Origin of the sequence: Pseudomonas sp. BF-B-30, from assembly GCF_019956305.1 — a bacterium.
GTDB classification, from domain to species: Bacteria; Pseudomonadota; Gammaproteobacteria; order Pseudomonadales; family Pseudomonadaceae; genus Aquipseudomonas; species Aquipseudomonas jessenii.
In genome coordinates, this window is the sequence record NZ_JAHBDG010000001.1 from 1 (window position 1) to 19653 (window position 19653).

General features: G+C 59.2%; 21 protein-coding genes and 1 pseudogene. 4 read left to right on the top strand and 18 right to left on the bottom strand.

All coding sequences use genetic code 11. The annotated features are described in order from the left end of the window. Positions 1–132 (top strand): annotated as a pseudogene (locus KGB29_RS00005) (patatin-like phospholipase family protein); the annotation flags it as partial. A gap of 115 nt (positions 133–247) precedes the next feature. On the opposite strand, the gene KGB29_RS00010 reads toward KGB29_RS00005, so the two are convergent. The 8 genes from KGB29_RS00010 to puuE form a co-directional block, all read right to left on the bottom strand. Further along, positions 248–1033, bottom strand: a complete 786-nt coding sequence (locus KGB29_RS00010; RefSeq protein WP_057715764.1) for an outer membrane protein OmpK — start codon at positions 1031–1033, stop codon at positions 248–250. Positions 1034–1410: 377 nt separating this feature from the next. Next, the gene (locus KGB29_RS00015; RefSeq protein ID WP_150812346.1) at positions 1411–2196 is read right to left on the bottom strand and encodes an outer membrane protein OmpK; all 786 of its coding nucleotides are present in this window, start codon (positions 2194–2196) and stop codon (positions 1411–1413) included. 167 nt (positions 2197–2363) lie between these two features. Beyond that, positions 2364–3722 (bottom strand): nucleobase:cation symporter-2 family protein, encoded by a 1359-nt coding sequence (locus tag KGB29_RS00020; RefSeq protein WP_057715762.1) that lies wholly within the window; start codon positions 3720–3722, stop codon positions 2364–2366. A gap of 164 nt (positions 3723–3886) precedes the next feature. Next, complete coding sequence (locus KGB29_RS00025) at positions 3887–5191, bottom strand: urate hydroxylase PuuD (RefSeq protein WP_057715761.1); 1305 nt, start codon at positions 5189–5191, stop codon at positions 3887–3889. Between the two features lie 50 nt (positions 5192–5241). After that, a complete protein-coding gene (locus tag KGB29_RS00030) occupies positions 5242–5745 on the bottom strand; it encodes an ureidoglycolate lyase (RefSeq protein WP_007993087.1) in 504 nt (167 codons plus the stop codon). A gap of 120 nt (positions 5746–5865) precedes the next feature. Continuing rightward, the gene (gene alc / locus KGB29_RS00035; RefSeq protein WP_057715760.1) at positions 5866–6861 is read right to left on the bottom strand and encodes an allantoicase; all 996 of its coding nucleotides are present in this window, start codon (positions 6859–6861) and stop codon (positions 5866–5868) included. 90 nt (positions 6862–6951) lie between these two features. Further along, on the bottom strand, positions 6952–7467 hold the full coding sequence (uraD, locus tag KGB29_RS00040; protein ID WP_154860708.1) for a 2-oxo-4-hydroxy-4-carboxy-5-ureidoimidazoline decarboxylase: 516 nt from the start codon (positions 7465–7467) through the stop codon (positions 6952–6954). After that, the gene (puuE, locus tag KGB29_RS00045; protein ID WP_057715758.1) at positions 7464–8390 is read right to left on the bottom strand and encodes an allantoinase PuuE; all 927 of its coding nucleotides are present in this window, start codon (positions 8388–8390) and stop codon (positions 7464–7466) included. Before puuE ends, uraD begins: the two co-directional genes overlap by 4 nt. A gap of 434 nt (positions 8391–8824) precedes the next feature. Between puuE and uraH the strand changes: the two genes are divergently transcribed. Further along, positions 8825–9178, top strand: coding sequence for a hydroxyisourate hydrolase (gene uraH / locus KGB29_RS00050; RefSeq protein WP_003223171.1), 354 nt, complete (start codon positions 8825–8827; stop codon positions 9176–9178). A gap of 209 nt (positions 9179–9387) precedes the next feature. Here the strand turns inward: uraH and KGB29_RS00055 are convergent, their stop codons facing one another. From KGB29_RS00055 to KGB29_RS00065, 3 genes are all read right to left on the bottom strand, one after another. Beyond that, positions 9388–10014, bottom strand: coding sequence for a LysE family translocator (locus tag KGB29_RS00055; protein WP_150812347.1), 627 nt, complete (start codon positions 10012–10014; stop codon positions 9388–9390). A 72-nt stretch (positions 10015–10086) separates the two neighbouring features. Then, positions 10087–11436: an NCS2 family permease gene (locus KGB29_RS00060; protein WP_057715756.1), complete on the bottom strand. Its 1350-nt coding sequence runs from the start codon at positions 11434–11436 to the stop codon at positions 10087–10089. A gap of 317 nt (positions 11437–11753) precedes the next feature. Continuing rightward, the gene (locus KGB29_RS00065) at positions 11754–12200 is read right to left on the bottom strand and encodes a MarR family winged helix-turn-helix transcriptional regulator (RefSeq protein WP_102671808.1); all 447 of its coding nucleotides are present in this window, start codon (positions 12198–12200) and stop codon (positions 11754–11756) included. A gap of 82 nt (positions 12201–12282) precedes the next feature. Here KGB29_RS00065 and KGB29_RS00070 point away from each other — a divergent pair, with 82 nt between their 5' ends. Continuing rightward, positions 12283–13449: a PLP-dependent aminotransferase family protein gene (locus tag KGB29_RS00070; RefSeq protein WP_154860707.1), complete on the top strand. Its 1167-nt coding sequence runs from the start codon at positions 12283–12285 to the stop codon at positions 13447–13449. Positions 13450–13606: 157 nt separating this feature from the next. Here KGB29_RS00070 and KGB29_RS00075 read toward each other — a convergent pair whose 3' ends face one another. From KGB29_RS00075 to KGB29_RS00095, 5 genes are all read right to left on the bottom strand, one after another. Next, the gene (locus KGB29_RS00075; RefSeq protein ID WP_046042961.1) at positions 13607–13978 is read right to left on the bottom strand and encodes a glutathione S-transferase N-terminal domain-containing protein; all 372 of its coding nucleotides are present in this window, start codon (positions 13976–13978) and stop codon (positions 13607–13609) included. Between the two features lie 104 nt (positions 13979–14082). Continuing rightward, entirely contained in the window at positions 14083–14628 is a 546-nt protein-coding gene (gene folE, locus KGB29_RS00080) for a GTP cyclohydrolase I FolE (RefSeq protein WP_007988130.1), read from the bottom strand. A 77-nt stretch (positions 14629–14705) separates the two neighbouring features. After that, the gene (locus tag KGB29_RS00085; protein ID WP_057715753.1) at positions 14706–15263 is read right to left on the bottom strand and encodes a Smr/MutS family protein; all 558 of its coding nucleotides are present in this window, start codon (positions 15261–15263) and stop codon (positions 14706–14708) included. A 78-nt stretch (positions 15264–15341) separates the two neighbouring features. Further along, positions 15342–15662 (bottom strand): hypothetical protein, encoded by a 321-nt coding sequence (locus KGB29_RS00090; RefSeq protein WP_008048404.1) that lies wholly within the window; start codon positions 15660–15662, stop codon positions 15342–15344. A gap of 131 nt (positions 15663–15793) precedes the next feature. Further along, the gene (locus KGB29_RS00095) at positions 15794–16384 is read right to left on the bottom strand and encodes a cysteine hydrolase family protein (RefSeq protein WP_056721821.1); all 591 of its coding nucleotides are present in this window, start codon (positions 16382–16384) and stop codon (positions 15794–15796) included. Between the two features lie 238 nt (positions 16385–16622). Here KGB29_RS00095 and prmB point away from each other — a divergent pair, with 238 nt between their 5' ends. Continuing rightward, positions 16623–17531, top strand: a complete 909-nt coding sequence (gene prmB, locus KGB29_RS00100) for a 50S ribosomal protein L3 N(5)-glutamine methyltransferase (RefSeq protein WP_057715752.1) — start codon at positions 16623–16625, stop codon at positions 17529–17531. A gap of 162 nt (positions 17532–17693) precedes the next feature. Here prmB and KGB29_RS00105 read toward each other — a convergent pair whose 3' ends face one another. Both KGB29_RS00105 and KGB29_RS00110 read right to left on the bottom strand, forming a co-directional pair. Then, a complete protein-coding gene (locus tag KGB29_RS00105) occupies positions 17694–18485 on the bottom strand; it encodes a hypothetical protein (RefSeq protein ID WP_154860706.1) in 792 nt (263 codons plus the stop codon). 88 nt (positions 18486–18573) lie between these two features. After that, on the bottom strand, positions 18574–19572 hold the full coding sequence (locus KGB29_RS00110) for an alpha/beta hydrolase (RefSeq protein ID WP_057715750.1): 999 nt from the start codon (positions 19570–19572) through the stop codon (positions 18574–18576). Between the last annotated feature and the right edge of the window lie 81 nt (positions 19573–19653).

Below are 19653 nucleotides of genomic sequence, written 5' to 3' on the forward strand. Positions count from 1 at the left end.
GTTTTGAGCTACCTGCTGTTCGAGGCGGGGTATTGCAGCGAGTTGATTGAACTGGGGCGGCGGGATGCGTTGGCCAAGCGCGGGGAGTTGTGCCGGTTTCTTGGAATTGGAGAGTCTTTGGTTTCGGCTTGAGATGTAGGAGCGAGCCCGCTCGCGATGGACGAAAGGACACCGCGGGGTATCAGGACCCCAGCGTTATCGTTCACGACCATCGCGAGCGGGCTCGCTCCTACAGGAGGTGTTCAGATCAGAAGTGAACCTTGACCAGGAAGCTGGTCACGCTCTGATCGGTCTTGAAGCCCTCGCTGTCTTCGATACCGTATTTGTTTTTCCAGTAGTCATACTCGACACCGACGTACAGCTGCTTGGCACCCAGATTCAACGCCTTGCCCAGGTCGTATTTGACCTGCGGGTTGAAGTGCAGGTTGGCGTGGTACTCGCCTTTGCTGTTGACGTCGTTGTCTACCACCCAGTCCATGAAGCCGTCGATCAGGACGTCCGAGCCACCCACCGGAATGGTGTAGGACCAGACCGGAGTGATCTGCCAGACATCGTCACCCGGACGGCCACCCTCGGTGTGACGATTATAGAAGTTCAACTGGAAGTAATCGAAACCAGGAATGGCCAGGTCGAAACCAGGACCGACCAGGTACGACTCGGTGTCGTCTTCGCCGAACTCATACGTCATGGCCAGCAGCACGTCCTTGATCGGGCCGAACTCCAGCTTCTGGTCAAAGATCTTGCCGAACGACAGGCGTGGCTGGAATTCGCCGTAGTGAGTGTTTTCACCCGCGAAATGGTCTTCCTTGCCGTTGTAGAAGATTTTGTCGATGAAGAAGAAGTTGTCGCCGTACTTCCAGGCATCGGCGTGTTCGAAGGTCACCGTCTGCTGGATGCGCGGGTTGACCTGGAAGTCCTTGCCATACAGATAGGTCAGGCTGTTGTTTTGCCACTGCAGCAAATCGCCGGCCATGGCCTGGCCCCCGGCCAGCATCGATCCCGCCAGCATCAGGCTAGTGCACGTACGTTTCATTCGGTTGCTCCCAAAAAGTAGGTGGTTCCACGTTATTTTTTTAAGGTCGGCGCTCTGGTGTGGCGCCTTTTTCTGTAGCGGTAAAAAATCATCCATTCGGTCAGCTTTAATGCTGTTAGCAAGAGCTGAGCCAAGGCTTTCAAAAAGCAAAAAAACTCCCGTTCGACGGCTCAAGAGCGGTCGATTGAGAGGGGTTTTGGAGTGCCTTGGTGCCTGCCAGAGCCGGGATAAGTTGGCTTTCTGGTCAGGTTTTACATCCGGGCTTTTTTTTAAACCGGATTCGGGCGGCCGCGGAGAATACTGACTCCTCGGCCAGGTCTCAAGTGCTCCGCAACGGCGCACCGACGGCAGGTTTTGGGCACGGTTGCGGAGCAGCATCAGAAGTGCACCTTTACCAGCAGGCTGGCGGTGTTTTCATTGGTGTTGAAACGGGAGCTGTCCTGGACGCCGTATTTGTCTTTCCAGTAGCTGTATTCGGTGCCGACATACACCTGTTTCTCGCGCCAGCCCAGGGCTTTGCCCAGGTCGTATTTGATCTGCGGGTTGAAGTGCAGGTTGGCGTGATAGGTGCCGCGGGAGTTCTGGTCGTTATCCACGACCCAGTCGATGTAGCCGTCGATCAACAGGTTCGAGTTGCCCAGTGGCAGGGTGTAGGACCAGGCCGGGCTGATTTGCCAGACATCATCGCCAGGGCGCGAGCCTTCGGTCTGGCGGTAATAGAAGTTCAAGGTGAAAAAGTTGAAGCCCGGTACCGCGAGGTCGAAACCGGGACCGATCATATAGGCCTCGGTGTCGTCTTCACCGTTCTCGTAGGTCATGGCCAGCAGCACGTCCTTGATCGGGCCGAATTCGAAACGGCGGTCGAGGATCTTGCCGAAGGATAGGCGTGGGCTGAACTCGCCGTAATAGGCATGAACGCCTTTGTTTCGGTCTTTCTCGCCGTTGTAGTAGGTGCTGTCGATGAACATGAAGTTGTCGCCGTACTTCCAGCGGTCGGCGTGTTCGAAGGTTATCGTCTGCTGGATCGCCGGGTTGATCGCGAAGTTCTTGCCATACAGATAGCTCAGGCTGTTGGTCTGCCACAGCAGTAGATCGCCGGCCATGGCCTGACTCGCGGCCAGCAGGCCAGCACCCAACAGCAGGTTGGTTTGTGTCCGAATCATCTGTTGCTCCCTCTTGTTTTTATTTTAAGGCGCAGGAAACCCTTACCCTGTAGGAGCGAGCCTGCTCGCGATGGTCGTCAACGATTACGCGTGTTATCTGGATAAACGCGGTGTTCTCGGGTTCATCGCGAGCAGGCTCGCTCCTACAGGGGGCGTGTGTTTCCGGGTTAATGCGTGTGAGCGTGGCAGTCGTTGATGGCCGCGCGTTCGGCGCCACCAAGGATGTTGAACAGCAGGTTCAGCGTCAGCGCGCTGAGGGTGGCCATGGCGATGCCGCTGTGGGTGATCGGGCTCATCCACACGGGCAGGTGGGCGAAAAACTCCGGGCGTACAACCGGGATCAGGCCCATGCCGATGCTCACCGCCACCAGTAACTGGTTGCGACGGTCACCGATGTCGGCCTCCTGGAGAATCTTGATTCCGGTGGCGGCGACCATGCCGAACATCGCAATCGCTGCGCCGCCCAGTACTGCCGGAGGAATCGACGCCACCAAAAACGCGGCTTTGGGCAGCAGGCTCAAGACGATCAGCAACCCGCCGGCAACGATGGTCACCGAACGGCAACGCACGCCGGTCATCTGTACCAGACCGATATTCTGGGCGAAGGAGGAGTGGGTGAAGGTGTTGAAGAACCCGGCGAAGAACGAAGCGCCGGCATCGCACAACAAGCCTCGACGCAGCATCCGTGGACAGACTTCCTGGCCGGTGATCTTGCCCAGCGCCAGGAACATCCCGGTGGACTCGACGAAGATGATCACTACCACCAGACACATCGACAGGATCGGCGCGAGTTCGAATTTGGGCATGCCGAAGTGCAGCGGTGTGACGAATTGCAGCCATGGCGCCTGAGCCATGCCACTGAGGTCGACCATGCCGAGCAGGCCGCAGAGCACATAGCCCAGGCACATGCCGATCAGCACGGAAATATTGACCCAGAAACCGCGCATGAAGCGATGCACCAGCAAGATGGTGCCCAGTACCAGTGCGGCGATGGTCAGGTAAATCGGCGAACCGAATTGAGTGGCGCTGGCACCGCCGCCGGCCCAGTTCACAGCCACGGGGAACAGCGACAAACCGATCGAGGTGATGACTGTGCCGGTCACCAGCGGCGGGAAGAAGCGTACGACTTTGGACATGAACGGGGCGATGATCATGCCGAAGAAGCCGGCGGCGATGGTCGCGCCGAAGATCCCTTGCAGGCCGATACCGGGCATGCCGGCCATGGCGACCATGCTGCCGACGGCGGCGAAACTGGCGCCCATCATCACCGGCATGCGAATGCCCATGGGGCCGATGCCGAGGGACTGGACGATGGTGGCGATACCCGCCACCAGCAGGTCGGCGTTGATCAGGAAGGCGATTTCTTCACGACTCAGGCCAGCGGCCTGTCCGATGATCAGCGGTACCGCGATGGCACCACCGTACATCAGCAGAACATGTTGCAAACCGACCAGGATCAGTTGCAAGAGGGGCAAACGCTGAATGGCGGGTGCGTCGGGGATGCGCGCTTCGGATAGCTCGGACATGCAACACCTCGGATCTTTTTATTCTTGTGATTTACAGCTGCAGTGCTGCTGGCAGCTGTATTCGAATCTGGTGGACCGCGTTGCGGCCAATCGCAGGCAAGCCAGCTCCCACACAGGCCATGCAAAGCCTGTGGGAGCGAGCTTGCCCGCGATGCTTTTAGCGATTAATTGGTCTGGGCTCCCTGCACAATCCAGGCACCGATCAGGTCACGTTCCTGCTGAGTCATCTGCGTGATGTTGCCCAGTGGCATGATCTGGCTGGTGACGGCTTGCGCCTGAATCCGCGGTGCGTTCTGACGGATTTGCTCGGGAGTGTCCAGCATCACCCCGGCCGGGGCCGCGCTGAACAACGGGCTGGTTGGTTTGGCCGAGTGGCAGACCGTGCAACGCTCCTGGATCACGCTGTGCACCTTGTCGAAACCCGGGCCGGCATTGGATGCCTGAGCCGGAGCGGCAGCAGGTGCTTGTGCAGGTTTGGCTTCAGCAGGTTTCAAACCACCGCCCACTGCGGTTTCCGGCAGCGGCTGGTATTCGATTTTCGCTGGAGCGTTGGCCACTTCAGGGGCGCTGGACATCGGCTTCGGACCGGACACATAAGCCAGGCAGATCATGCCCACCGCTGCCACCGGCAGGGTCCAGGCAAACTTGTGGCTGTCGTGACGGGTGTTGAAGTAGTGACGCACCAACACCGCCAGTACCGCGATCCCGGCCAGGATCAACCAGTTGTACTGGCTGCCGTAGGTGCTCGGGAAGTGGTTGCTGATCATGATGAACAGCACCGGCAAGGTGAAGTAGTTGTTGTGACGCGAACGCAACAGGCCTTTGGCCGGCAGCGCCGGATCCGGCGTGCGGTTCTCGGCAATCGCCGCAACCAGTGCGCGCTGTGCCGGCATGATGATGCGGAACACGTTGCCGACCATGATGGTGCCGATGATCGCGCCGACGTGAAGGTACGCACCCCGACCGCTGAACACTTTGCTGAAGCCGTAGGCTGCGCCGATGATCAGGACGAACAGGATGAAACCCAACAGGGCAGGGCGTTTGCCCAGGGCCGAGTCGCACAGGAAGGAGTAGATGAACCAACCGATGAACAGCGAGCCGAGGCCGATGGCCACGCCTTCAGGACCGCTCAGGGTGCTGCCCGGAGCCAGCAGGTAGAGCGTCGGGTTGGAGTAGAACACCACGCACAGCAGCGCGATACCCGACATCCAGGTGAAGTAGGCTTCCCATTTGAACCAGTGCAGGTTGTCCGGCATGGTCGGTGGAGCCAGTTTGTATTTTTCCAGGTGATAGATACCGCCGCCGTGGATCGCCCACAAATCACCGGCCAGACCGCTTTTCGGATTGACCCGATTGAGGTTGTTTTCCAGCCAGACGAAGTAGAACGACGCACCGATCCAGGCCACGCCAGTAATCATGTGAACCCAGCGCACGCTCAGGTTCAGCCATTCCAACAGATGTGCTTCCACAGTCTTTACCTCTCGCCCGTCACTCTGTTGTCGAGTGATCGGACCTTCTCTTATTGGTGGGGGGCGAGGATCAAACGCTCATCCTCTTTGAAAAAATGCTCATCGCAGTTATTGCCTGTGCCACTGCGATCAACCACCAGGAAGTCATCCCGCTTTTCGATCGTCAGCACCGGGTGGTGCCAGACGCCGCGATGGTAATTAATGCCCTGCCTGCCGTTGGTGACGAAGGCGCGGACCAAGCCTGATACAGGTTCATCGCCAAGTGGCGCGACCACGATCAGAAAGGGGTTGCCGAGCAGCGGAATGAAAGCCTGGCTGCCCAGCGGATGGCGCTCCAGCATGCTGACGGTCAGCGGCATGTCCTGCGCATCGGCGCGGAAGATGCTGATGATCGCGTTGTCCTCTGGCTTAGCGGTTTCGACCACAGCCAGTTTATGGAAGCGCATGGTCGAACCGTTGTTGATCATGAAGTGATCGCTGCCGTCGGTTTCGATCACGTCACCGAAAGGGGCGAAGGCTTCTTTGGTCAGCGGTTCAATCGTCAGTGTGCGCATGCTGGTCTTCTTTTCGTTGAGTTCTGTGTTGTTGGTTCTGACGCCTTCGCGAGCAAGCCCGCTCCCACATTCGACCGCATTCCCCTGTGGGAGCGGGCTTGCTCGCGAAGGGCGCGCCGCTTATTTGGCGACCTTGCCCAAAACGCGCAGGCGGCTCACACCACCATCCGGGAACACGTTCAGGCGGATGTGGGTGATCGGGCCCAGTGCCTTGATCTGCTCGGCGAAGGTGTGCTCGGCGTGCATTTCCAGCTTCTGGCTTGGCAGCAGTTCGCGCCAGAACAGCGACTGGGTTTCGATCTGGCTGTCGGTACCGCCCTTCACGAACGCGCCCTGGATCGAGCAGCTGTCCGGGTAGTTGCCTTTGAAGTGCAGGGTGTCGACGATGACTTTCTCCACTTCGCCGGCATGACCCAGCGCGACGATGACCCAGTCATTACCCGGGGTACGACGACGCGCGGTTTCCCAGCCATCGCCCATGTTGATGCCACGGCCCGGGTTGAGGATGTTGCTCATGCGACCGAAGTGTTCATCGGAGCAGGCGAGGGCGCGACCACCGTTAAGGGCCGCAGCCAGGTCGACTTGCTCGTTGTCGCCGGTAGCCGACCAGTCACGGAACGGCACGCCGTACACGCGCAGACGGGCCACGCCGCCATCCGGGTAGATGTTGAAGCGCAGGTGGCTGAAGGCCTGGTCGTTGTTGATTTCGTGGTAGTGGTGGCTGTTGCCTTGCAGCTCGACGGCCGACAGCACTTCAACCCACTGGGTGTTTTCGTTCGGCTCGCCTTCGGTCAGGAAGCAGGCTTCCAGGGACGCCGATGGCGGGAAGTTGCCGGTGAAGAATGAAGTGTCGATGTCGACGCCCTTGATCGAACCCGGTACGCCCAGGCGGATCACTGCGCTGTCGAAGCCTTCGAAGCGCTTGCGGCGCGATTCCCAGCCGTCCATCCACTTGCCGTTGTCATCGAACACGCCCTCCTTCCATACGGCCGGGGTCGGTTGGAACAGACGGTTGGCGTCTGCGAACCAGTCATCGGTGACCGAGATGATTTTGGTGCCCAGGCGGGCATCGGCCAGGTTGACGAACTTCTCGAAAGGTACGGCGTAAGCTTTCATTCTTCTTGTCTGCCTTTAAATAAGTGGCTTGGGATACTTGCCAGGCCCCGGGCGGTTTCGGCGTTCTTGAATCCGCTGGGGCCAGGCTTGCTATAGGGTCAGTAATCGGAACAGGGCGATCTTGTTGATCTCCGCCAGCGCGCACTTGAACTCGGTGTCGACCGGGTTGTGGATGCGCGTTTCGAACGCTGCGAGGATCTGATGCCGGTTGCTGCCTTTTACCGCCATGATGAAGGGAAACTTGAACTTGGCTTTGTAGGCGTCGTTCAGCTCGGTGAAGCGAGAAAACTCTTCGGCCGTGCATTGGTGAATACCGGCGCCAGCCTGTTCATTGGTGCTGGCTTCGGTAAGTTGGCCCTGGACGGCGGCTTTGCCGGCCAGGTCCGGGTGAGCGTTGATCAATGCCAGCTGACTGGTGTGATCGGCGCTCAACAGGATGTCGCTCATGCGCTGGTGCAAGGTTTCGATCTCATCGATCGAGGCATCCTGGCCCAGCTCGTAGGCCTTCTCGGCCACCCATGGCGAATGTTCGTAGATGTCGGCGAAAGCGGCGACGAAGGCGTCGCGGCTCAGGGCCGAAGGTTTGACGGTTTGAAAGGTGCTCATTTGGCAGCCCCTGTGTACGGGTGGGTTTCTTGCCAGTGACGCGCGATGTCGACACGACGGCTGAACCACACCTGTTCATGACTTTTAGCGTATTCGATAAAACGCTTGAGTGAAGCCAGACGCGCCGGACGGCCGATCAGGCGGCAGTGCAGACCGATCGACAGCATCTTCGGAGCCTCGGCGCCTTCGGCGTAGAGCACGTCGAACGCATCTTTCAGGTATTCGAAGAAGTCGTCGCCCTTGTTGAAACCCTGGACCTGGGTGAAGCGCATGTCGTTGGTGTCCAGGGTATACGGGATCACCAGGTGCGGCTTGCCGGTCGGGTTGTTCGGTTCCCAGTAGGGCAGGTCGTCGTCGTAGGTGTCGCAGTCGTAGAGGAAACCACCTTCTTCCATCACCAGGCGACGGGTGTTCGGGCCCGTGCGGCCGGTGTACCAGCCCAGCGGGCGAGTGCCTGTGATTTCGGTAAGGATGCGGATCGCTTCGAGCATGTGCTCGCGTTCCTGGGCTTCGTCCATGTACTGGTAGTCGATCCAGCGATAGCCATGGCTGCAGATCTCGTGGCCGGCATCGACCATGGCGCGGATCACGTCCGGGTGACGCTGGGCGGCCATGGCCACGGCGAAGATGGTCAGTGGAATGTCGAATTCCTTGAACAGCTTCAGGATCCGCCACACGCCGGCACGGCTGCCATACTCGTAGAGGGATTCCATGCTCATGTTGCGCGCGCCTTGCAGCGGCTGGGCTGAAACCATTTCCGAGAGGAACGCTTCGGATTCTTTGTCGCCGTGCAGGATGTTGCGCTCGCCGCCTTCTTCGTAATTGAGTACGAACGACAGGGCAATACGGGCATTGCCCGGCCAGTGGGGGTGAGGAGGGTTACTGCCGTAACCGACCAGGTCGCGTGGGTAGTCAGCGCTCACTGCAGGCTTCCTTCTTATTCGATGATGACGGTTGGTGTGACGCAGCTGAAAATGGGATGGCGGGCTTGCGTCACAGCGATGGGCTGATTGTATACAACTTTATATTCACTTTGTAAGCCTGATTTTTCGCATTTTTCACCGACTGTCATCTTTTACTGCTATTGGCGTGAGCCTGCAAGAAATCTGCCTGACTGGTCAATTATTGATTGGAGGGTTCATAGGCTGTGCGGTTTGGCGGGAAATCGGCGGCAAATATGCAGATGACGGGCGTCATACGAAAAATGTCGTTTTTATTGTGTACAATTTTTTTGAAAAGTGTCTTAATCAGTCGCTCGCCGCAGCTTTTCGTGCTCCGAATCGGTGCGGTCTCCTTTTCAACTGACTTCGGGAGGCGCGAAGTCTGACTGCTCCACGCAGGCAGGCGCGCAGAATCAATGGGACGTTTGACTACACACGTTTTGGACGCAGCACACGGTTGCCCGGGCAGCTCGATCAAGGTCGAGTTGTACCGCGTTGAAGGATCGCACCTGGAATTGGTCGCCAGCGCGATAACCAACAGCGATGGCCGTGTCGATGCACCGCTGCTGCAAGGCGATGACTACCGCACCGGGGTCTATCAGGTTCAGTTTCATGCCGGCGATTACTACCGCGCCCGTGGCGTTCAGCTGCCGGAGCCTGCATTCCTTGATGTGGTGGTGCTGCGTTTTGGCATCTCCGCCGAGCAGGATCACTACCATGTGCCGTTGTTGATTTCGCCTTACAGCTACTCCACCTATCGCGGCAGCTGATCCCCCAGGCAGCTGCTGCAACCTGGAAGCGACTGCGCATATAGCTTCTTTGGTCTTTCGCCCGCTCACACTGCGGGCTTTTTTTCGTCTTCTGTAGGAGCAGCCGGTCGACGCTCGATTGCTCGCGATGAAGGCCCAGACAACGCGGGCATTCAGATGGCCCGCGTCATCGTTAACGTCCATCGCGAGCAAGCTCGCTCCTACAGTTGTTAGCGGCTCAGTAGAGACGCAGCCCCCGCACCACTGAACAACCCCGCACTGATCCGGTTGAACCAGCTCTGGCCCTTGCCGCTGCGCAGATACCGTGCCGCACCATGGGCGCCGAGGCCGTAGGCCAGTTTGCACAGCAGGTCGAGCACGGTCCAGGTCACGATCATCACCAGCAGTTGTGGGAGGAACGGCTGTTCGGCACTCAAGAACTGCGGCAGGAAAGCGGCGAAGAACAGGATATCTTTCGGGTTGCTTGCGCCCAGCATGAACGCACGCCCGAACAGTGCGCGAAAGCGTGGCACCGGCGCGGCCTGTGGCACTTCAGCGCCATGGGAAGGCAGGCGCGATTGCTGCCAGCTCTGCCAGGCGAGGTAGAACAGGTAAAGGGCGCCAAGAATCTTCAGGGCACTGAACAGCTGTTCCGACGCCAGCAACAACGCCCCCAGACCCAGCGCCGAAGCACTCAGCAGGCAGATCGATGCCGACACGCCGCCGAGAAAGGCCGGGTAAGAGCGGCGCAGGCCGTAATTCAGACTGTTGCTGATCATCAGCAACGACAGCGGCCCCGGGATCAGGATCACTATCAGCGCAGCGCCGCTGAACAGCAGCCAGGTTTCCAGACTCATCACTTTCCTCCATTTGCACAAAAGCCCCACCCGACGGGGTGAGGCTGTTTTCAAGCGTGTACCGCGTGTGGTTTACAAGAAGATGAACTTGGCGATGAAGATCGCGCAGAGCACCCACAGGCTCACCGAAATTTCCTTGTACTTGCCGGTACCGGCCTTCATCGCCACGTAGGTGATGAAGCCCAGCGCGATGCCGTCGGCGACCGAGAAAGTCAGCGGCATCATGATGGCGGTGACAATTGCCGGAATGCTGTCGGTGGCTTCGTCCCATTCGATGTGGGCCATGCCGCCCATCATCAGCATCGCTACATAAATCAGCGCGCCCGCGGTTGCATAGGCAGGAATCATCCCGGCCAGCGGTGCGAAGAACATGGCTGCAATAAATAGCACACCTACGGTCACTGCGGTAAGACCAGTCCGACCACCCGCTGCAACACCGGCAGCACTTTCCACGTAGCTGGTGACCGGAGGAACGCCGACTACCGCACCGAATACGCTGGAAGCACTGTCGGCTTTCATGGCGCGGGAGAGGTTTTCGATCCTGCCATCAGCGCCCACCAGGTTGGCACGCTGGGCAACGCCCATCAGGGTGCCTGCGGTGTCGAACATGTGCACGAAGAGGAAGGCCAGGACCACGCTGACCATGCTGATGTTGAATACACCCACAACGTTCATGGCCATCCAGGTCGGAGCCAGGCTCGGTGGGGCGGACATGATGCCCTCGTAGTGCACCAGCCCAAGGCCCCAACCGGCGAGGGTCACGGTGATGATACTGATGAGGATCGCGCCGAACACCTTGTGATAGCTGAGGATGGCGATCATCAGGAAGCACACGGCGGCGAGCAGCGGACCGGGTTCGCGCAGGGAGCCGAGCTTGATCAGGGTCGCCGGGCTATCGACGACGATACCTGCGGTTTTCAGGCCGATCAGCCCCAGGAACAGACCCACGCCGGCGCCCATGGCGAAGCGCAGGCTGACCGGGATGCTGTTGAGCAGCCATTCGCGGATCCGCGAGAAGGTCAGGATCATGAACAACACACCGGACACAAACACCGCGCCGAGGGCGGTTTCCCAGTTGTAGCCCATGGTGCCAACCACGGTGTAGGTGAAGAAGGCGTTCAGCCCCATGCCTGGTGCCAGGCCGACCGGCCAGTTGGCGTACAGGCCCATCAACAGGCAACCGAGTGCCGCGGCGATACAGGTGGCGACGAACGCCGCCCCGTGATCGATCCCGGCGTCGGCCATGATGTTGGGGTTGACGAAAATGATGTAAGCCATAGTGATGAAGGTTGTCAGACCGGCAATCAGCTCGGTCTTCACCGTGGTGCCGTGCAAGCTGAGTTTGAACAGACGTTCCAGCAAGCCATTGCGTAATGGCGGCGAGATTTCCAGCGTCGGTGCTTCGGATTTGCGGCTTTCCACAGCGAGTACTCCTCAAGAGTTTTATTTTTATTTCCAGGGCCGGATCCGAGAGGGGTGGCAGCGGCCCTTTGAGGTACTTGCGAATTTGTTGACCGCTTGGTCAGGAACTCGCACGAAGTGGATTATGCTTTTGTATACAAAGAAAGCAAATAATGTTTTTGATTTTGTAGACGAAAAGTTTGGCAATAGGGATATATCGCCTGTTCTGGCCCCTTCGCGAGCAAGCCCGCTCCCACAGGGGAATGCGGTCACCTGTGGGAGCGGGCTTGCTCGCGAAGGCATCGGTTCAGCCACTGCAAATCCAGCAGATTGAATACTCAGTCTGCCGACAACTGGCCTTTTCCCAATGCCAGGTTCACCGTCAACCACCCATTCACCGCTGTCTCCCCGGCCTCGGCAAACACCCGCTCCAGCAATTTCACCTGCTCACGGCGCAACGACTGTTCGAAACGAGCGCCGTCATCGGTCAGTTCCAGCAGCCGCTTACGCTTGTCCGACTCGGACGCGACGCTGTCCACCAGATGCATCTCGACCAACTGACGCAACGGCATGTTCAACGCCTGCTTGCTCACACCGAGTAAAGCCAGCAGTTCCTTGACACTCAGGTTCGGATAGCGGGCGATGAAAAACACGATGCGCTGATGCACCCGACTCAGGCCGCGACGTTCGAGCATTTCATCGGCCTTGGCGGTGAAGGCCTGGTAGCCGAAGAAAAACGCTTCCATGGCTTGCTGCTGGGAAAGTGGGTTTTTAAGGTCAAGCATATTGACGTATCCGTTCGGGGAAGCGTAATTTCGGTCAACAAGTTTGACTCATTTTTCACATGCCTCGCTACCGGTGATCCCCATGGCTTTTTCCGAACGTGTCTCACGCCTTAAAAGTTCTTTGATCCGTGAAATCCTCGCTGCGGCCCAACGTCCGCAGGTGATGTCGTTTGCCGGCGGCTTGCCGGCCGAAACCATGTTGCCGAAGGTCGAGTGGACCGAGATGCCGGTTTCCATGGGCCAATACGGCATGAGCGAAGGCGAACCGGCGTTGCGCGAAGCGCTGGCCGCCGAGGCGCGAGCGTTGGGAGTGCCATGTGAGGCAAGCCAGGTACTGGTGGTCAGCGGCTCACAGCAGACCCTCGACCTGGCCGCCAAGCTGTATATCGACAAGGGCACCGAAATCCTGCTCGAGGCGCCGACTTATCTGGCGGCATTGCAGATTTTCCAGCTGTTCGGCGCCGACTGCCTGACCGTGCCGCTGGAGGCTGACGGACCGAACTTGACGGCGCTACGCGCTCGCCTGGAACAACACCGCCCGGCTTTCATCTACTTGATCCCGACCTTCCAGAATCCATCGGCGGTGCGTTACAGCGAAGCCAAACGCAATGCGGTGGCGGCATTGCTCGATGAGTTTGGCGTGACGCTGATTGAGGACGAGCCTTACCGCGAGCTGACCTTCGACGGTGGCAGCGCCACGCCGATTGTCAGTCGCTTGAAGAAGGCCAGCTGGATCTATACCGGGACCGTGTCGAAAACCCTGTTGCCGGGTTTGCGTGTCGGCTACTTGATCGCCAGCCCGGACCTGTTTCCACATCTGTTGAAACTCAAGCAATCGGCGGATTTGCACACCAATCGGGTCGGCCAGTGGCAGGCGCTGCAATGGATCGGCACCGAGAAATATCAGCAACACCGTAGTGAGTTGCGCGATTTTTATCGGGGGCGTCGGGATGCGTTTCAGGCTGCGCTGGAAACGCACTTCTCCGATCTGGCGGACTGGAACGTGCCGCAGGGCGGGCTGTTCTTCTGGTTGAAACTCAAGCAGCCGCAAGACACCCGCACCTTGCTGAATGCCGCGCTGGCCAACGACGTGGCGTTCATGCCGGGGGAGCCGTTCTTCCCCGAGCCGGACAACCATCCGGGGTATCTGCGATTGAACTTCAGCCACATTAATCCGGCGCGGCTGGATGAGGGGCTCAAGCGGTTGGCGGCGGTGGTGCGTGCTGCCCAGGCCGCAAAAGCAGCCTGAAAACAAATAAACCGGCGCATGGGCCGGTTTATTTTTGTCTGAATTTATGGCGCCTGTGCCGGCCTCTTCGCGAGCAAGCCCGCTCCCACAGGGAAATGCGGTCAACTGTGGGAGCGGGCTTGCTCGCGAAGGCGTCAGTCAGATCACCACAAAAACATCAGGCCGCCGCAAAACGCTTGTCCAGATAATCAATGATCACCTTGGACTCATACATCCAGGTGGTCTGGCCATTCTCTTCAATGCGCAGGCACGGCACCTTGATCTTGCCGCCTTGCTCCAGCAAGGTCTGGCGATCCTGTTCGTTGTTCTTCGCGTCGCGAAGGGCCACCGGCACATTCAGGCGGCGCAGGGTACGGCGAGTCTTCACGCAGAACGGGCAGGCGTGGAATTGATACAGCGTCAGGCCCTTGGCAGCCGAATTGACCTGTGCCTGAACCTCCGCCGGGCGCTGCTTCTTGCCTGGGCGGGTGATGAAGTCGATGAAGATGATCAGTTGGCCAAGGCCGACACGAAGCGCTTTTACGAACACGTTGAAAGCCTCACGGTGCAAACGAATAAGGGCGCGCAGCTTACCTGATTTTTTGCGGGCGAAAAAAAACCGGCGATGAACGCCGGTTTTCTTCGTGCCGCAAATTACTTGATGAGGCTGAGGAATTCGCTGCGGGTGGCGGCGTTCTCGCGGAACTCACCGAGCATCACCGAGGTGATCATCGTCGAATTCTGCTTTTCCACACCGCGCATCATCATGCACATGTGCTTGGCCTCGATCACCACCGCAACGCCCAGGGCGCCGGTAACCTGCTGGACCGCATCGGCGATCTGGCGGCTGAGGTTTTCCTGGATCTGCAGGCGGCGGGCGTACATGTCGACGATCCGCGCGACTTTCGACAGGCCCAGGACCTTGCCGCTCGGGATGTAGGCGACGTGAGCCTTGCCGATGAACGGCAGCAAGTGGTGTTCGCACAACGAGTACAACTCGATGTCCTTGACCAGCACCATTTCACTGTTGTCGGAGCTGAACAGGGCACCGTTGGTGACCTCTTCCAGTGTCTGTTCATAGCCGCGGCAGAGGTACTGCATGGCTTTGGCGGCACGTTTTGGCGTGTCGAGCAGGCCTTCGCGGGAAACGTCCTCGCCGAGCTGGCCGAGGATCGCCGTGTAATTCTGTTCCAGGGACATGAAACTACCTGTGGGATTTTACGCAAAGGGCAAGGGTACGGTGACGGACACGACGCTGCAAGCGTGACGCGTCAGCTTTACTCGTCACGACCTTCCATCATGGTGCGTTTGAGCATCACATAAACCGCGCCGGCACCACCATGTTTCGCCTGGCACGAGGTGAAGCCGAGTACCTGTGGATGCTGGCGCAGCCAGGTGTTGACGTGGCTTTTGATCATCGGCCGCTTGCCGTCCAGGCGAACAGCCTTGCCATGGGTGACGCGCACGCAGCGGATTTCGAATTTGGTGGCTTCAGCCAAAAATGCCCAGAGGGTTTCCCGGGCCTTTTCCACGCTCATGCCGTGCAGGTCGAGGCTGCCTTCGAAAGGAATCTGCCCGACCTTGAGCTTGCGCATCTGGCTTTCCTGCACGCCATCGCGGGCCCACATCAGCTCGTCTTCAGGGCCGACGTCGATGACGAACTGATCGGACAGCCCGTCGACGGTGGTGGATTCGGTGCGCACGGTGGCCGCTTGACGCAGTTTGGCAATCTGCGCGCGGTCAGCCTTGGGTTTGCCGGTTTCGGCGCGATCGTGCTTGATCGGCTTGACGCCTTGGATCGCGCTTTTGAACAGGGAAAAATCGTCGTCTTGCATGTCAGCCTCCGCGAAGGGCGGCCAGTTTACCCAACTCGAAGCGAATCGGGCGCGACAAAAACGCGCGCGATGCCAGGCTCAGTCGTGTTTTTTCATCAGGTGCGGGGACATGGCCAGCTCCCGCGACTGCCGTGAGCGACGACGGCAACGGCGCCATAGCCAGACACCGAGGTACAGCACGAACAGGCCGATGGCCAGGATCACGGCAGCACCGGTGCGGCTTGTGTTCAATTCACCCAGGGCGGGTGCGTGGCCGAGCAGGCTGGCGGCACCGGCCATGGCGAGCAACACGCCGCACATCGCCAGCAACGCCGCGAACGTCGCGCCGATTCGAAAACGCCAGTTGCTTTGGCCTTTGGGCCGCAAGCGGCGAGCGTCAAAACCATCGGATAACTTCATTCCGACCTTCCTCAATGGGTATCGGCCCTTCGACCGGGAGTTGACCGGGATGTTCCTGAGGCTAAGACAATTACGGCAAATGGGAGGCTTTTGCGGATGAGCGGCGTTCCGGGCCGCTCATTGAGCGTCGATCAGATCAGTTCACGGGTCAGCGCGAGGGTGGCGAAGTTGTCGCCCATGATCGCCATTTCCGTCTGATGGACGTGTGCGGCACTGAGCACGCCGCCCTTGTAAGGCAGGTCGCGGGTGGCGCAGGCGTCTTCCACCAGGGTGCAGCGGAAGCCCAGGTTCTTGGCCGCACGCACCGTGGTGCTGACGCTGGAGTGGCTCATGAAGCCGCAGACGATCAGGTCAAGGGCGCCGAGGTCTTCCAGGCGTTGTGCCAGTTCGGTGCCGTGAAACGCGCTTGGCAACAATTTGCCGATGACGGTTTCATCGCTCTGTGGCTCCAGGCCCGGAATGAACTCACCGCCTACGCCCTGTGGGTTGAACAGCCCGCCGAGGGTACCGAGGTGGCGGACATGCACGATCGGCCGGCCGGCGGCGCGGGCAGCGGCGAGCAGTTGCTTGATGTTCGCGACAGCTTCATCCATGCCGCTCAGGGCCAGGGGACCGCTGAGGTATTCTTTCTGGGCATCGATGATGACCAGAGTGGCATGGCTCAGATTGGCCGCTGCATAACCGCGGCCGCTGAGTTGAAACATCGTTTTTGGAACAGACATTCTGGGGCTCCTTGGAGTGGGGCTTTTGCGCCATTGTCCTCTGGCTGAGCGGTTCTGTGAATCGCTACGATCGTAGGTGCCGTCGTTGCTGGCCTGTAGCCTTGTCAATAGTCACGTTTTGTTCAATAGCCTAGCGAAAAAATGGATAACTCCTACATTTGAATCGGTAGTTTCCCGCGTCGTCGTGAAGTCGTTTGACTGGTAGAATCCCCCGTCGATTTTTCTGGAGTTTGCCGTCGTGATCACTTCCCGCCTTCGTACCCTGCGTGACCATATCCGTTGGGCCGTCAGCCGCTTCCATGGGGAGGATCTTTTTTTCGGCCATGGCACTGACAACGCCTGGGACGAAGCCCGGCAATTGGTGTTGGGCGCGTTGCACCTGCCGTGGGAAATATCCGACAGCTACCTCGACTGCAATCTGGAAGAAGACGAAGTGGTTCACCTGCAGCTTTTGCTCAAGCGCCGCATCGAAGATCGGGTGCCTACCGCGTATCTGCTGGGCGAGGCCTGGTTCTGTGGCATGTCGTTCATCGTCGATGAGCGTGTGCTGATCCCGCGCTCCCCCATTGGCGAGTTGATCGAAAACCGTTTTACCCCCTGGCTGGCTACCGAGCCGGCGCGGATTCTCGACCTGTGCACCGGTTCCGGTTGCATCGGCATCGCCTGCGCCTACGAGTTCCAGCATGCCGAGGTGGTGTTGGCGGACCTGTCGTTCGAAGCGCTGGAAGTGGCCAATCAGAACATCGAGCGCCATGGTGTCGATGAGCGTGTGTACACGGTGCAGGGCGACGGTTTCGAGGGCTTGCCGGGTCAACGTTTCGACCTGATCGTGTCGAACCCGCCCTACGTCGATGCGGAAGATTTCGCCGACATGCCGGACGAATACCAGCACGAACCGGAACTGGGCCTGGCCTGCGGTGATGACGGTTTGAACCTGGTGCGTCGCATGCTTGCCGAGGCGGCGGATCACCTGACCGAGAAGGGCTTGCTGATTGTCGAAGTGGGCAACAGCCAGGTGCACGTCGAGGCGTTGTACCCGGAAGTCGACTTCGCCTGGCTGGAGTTCGAGCGTGGCGGCCATGGTGTGTTCATGCTCAGCGCGCAGCAGTGTCGTGAGCATCAGGCGTTGTTTGCTTCTCGCGTCTGACCGGGCATTTGTGGCGAGGGGGCTTGCCCCCGTTGGGCTGCGAAGCAGCCCTGAACCCTCACACCAGATTTATCCAGATATGTCTGTGGTAGCTGTTTTGCGACCGCTTCGCGCTCGAACGGGGGCAAGCCCCCTCGCCACAAGGTGCAGTAACTCAAGCCTTCAACGATGCGTGGCAATCCAGATCAACAACCCCGCCTGAAACACCGCAAACGCCACCAGGCAGGTGATGGTGAATCGCAGCCCGGCGTCTTCGCGTTTGTACTTGCTGACTTTTTCTTCGTGTTTCTTGAGTTTGACTTCCTGCTCGGCCAGGTTCTGTTCGGCTTGCTGGAGCATCTGCGCCGCCTCGAGGATTTCCACGACCTGCAGTTTTTCGCTGTTCCAGTCGCCAGAGAGGTCGCCGACCTTGACCGGCTTGACGCTGCCTTTCAAATGCTGGGCATCGGCATACACCACGTCGAAACCGTGCACGCGCAAAAAATGATCGCGGCGCAGGCGGGTGTCTTCGTTCAGTGCATCCTTGTTGTTCAGGTCAAAGCCGTCGACGGTGTAGGTCGGCCAGCGCTTTTTCGCCCAATTGATGCCCTGGGCCGCCAAGTAGCGACCAATGCCACGGTTCAGCGGTTCAATCTGCAGTCCGCTTTCCGGTCCGAAATGCACGCGTTTTTCGGCGTGTTCGACCCACACGTCCAGATGATTCTGTTCCTTGCGTACGCGCTGGCCGGGCAGGGTGATGCTCATGCGCATCAGGCTGTGCGTCTTGTCATTGCGTTCGGCATAGCCTAACTCGACAAAGCGCAATGGGCGTCCGCCTGTGTTGCGGTCAGTCTGCAGGGGCGCCAGACGGAGCATCTTGTGGTGCTCGACGTGGACGTCCGCCCAGGGCAGCTCGACCGCTGGCGGCACGTCTTTTTCAGCGCTGGTGTCGGGTGAAGTCTGGGTGTCAGTCATAACGGCGAGATCCTGTCCAAGCTCAGCTTGTCGCCAACCAATGTGTTGGCGACAAAGGCTTATCGGCCGTTTTTTTCAAGACTGGAGGTTAACTGGCGCGAAGTCCGTCAATAAAACCGAGGATTCGTGTGCCCAGTTCCGCCGCCAGGGGCAGCTGCGGGTCCTTATAGGAGGCCAGTTGGCGTTTGACGTCGTTGGGCACGATGCGCATGACGTGGTTCATGCCCTCGATCAGCGCCAGTTCGGCGTCCGGTTTGGCAGCCTTGAGCAGCCTTGCGTCATTGACGCCGACCTGGATGTCGTTGCTGCCCTGGATGATCAGTGCTGGCATTTTCAACTTCGCAAATGCTGCGGCCGGGTCCTGGCGGAACAGGGAAATCAGGTAAGGCTGCACGCTCGGACGGAAAATCACCTGCAAGGGTGGCGGCACATTGTCGTCGGTTTTTCCGGCCTTGAGGCTGTCGAGCAATTGATTGCTGCGCAGCATCAGCGGTTGAGGCAGGCGATTGCCCAGTTGCTCGCGAATGACCTGATCCACCGGTCTTGCGCTGCCGGAGACAGAAATCACCGCGTCGGCATCGATATCCGGCGCAGCGAGGCTGGCGATCAGGGCGCCTTCGCTGTGACCCAGCACGATCAACTGGCCAAAACGCGGATCGGTCTTGAGTTTCCGGCCCCAGGCTTGGGCATCGGCCACATAAGCTTCCACCGTCAGATTGCGTTCATCCGGGGTCGCCGCCAGGCTCGCGGCCACGCCACGCTTGTCGTAACGCACGCTGGCGATGTTGTGTTTGGCCAGCACCCAGGCCAGGCGCTTGAGGCTGTCATTGCGCCCGCCGTCGGCGTTGTTTCCGTCACGATCCGTAGGGCCGGAGCCTGAAATGATCAGGACAACCGGCACTCGATTGTCGGATTTTGGCAGCAACAGCGAGCCGAAAAGCTCGCCGGTGCCCGTATCCAATGTGATCGGTCGTTGCAGGACAGTCGCCTGGGCGAAGCCGGAAATCAGGGTAAGGCTCAAGGCTAGAACTCGCAGCATCATCGCGCCATTATCAAGAAGATGCCGGTTGGACTCACGGGCACCCATAAGGTTCGAGGATGAACTACTTGGGTAGCCTGCGTATACTGGCGCGCATTACGTATTCAGGTTCATTTCACGGAGCGTCCT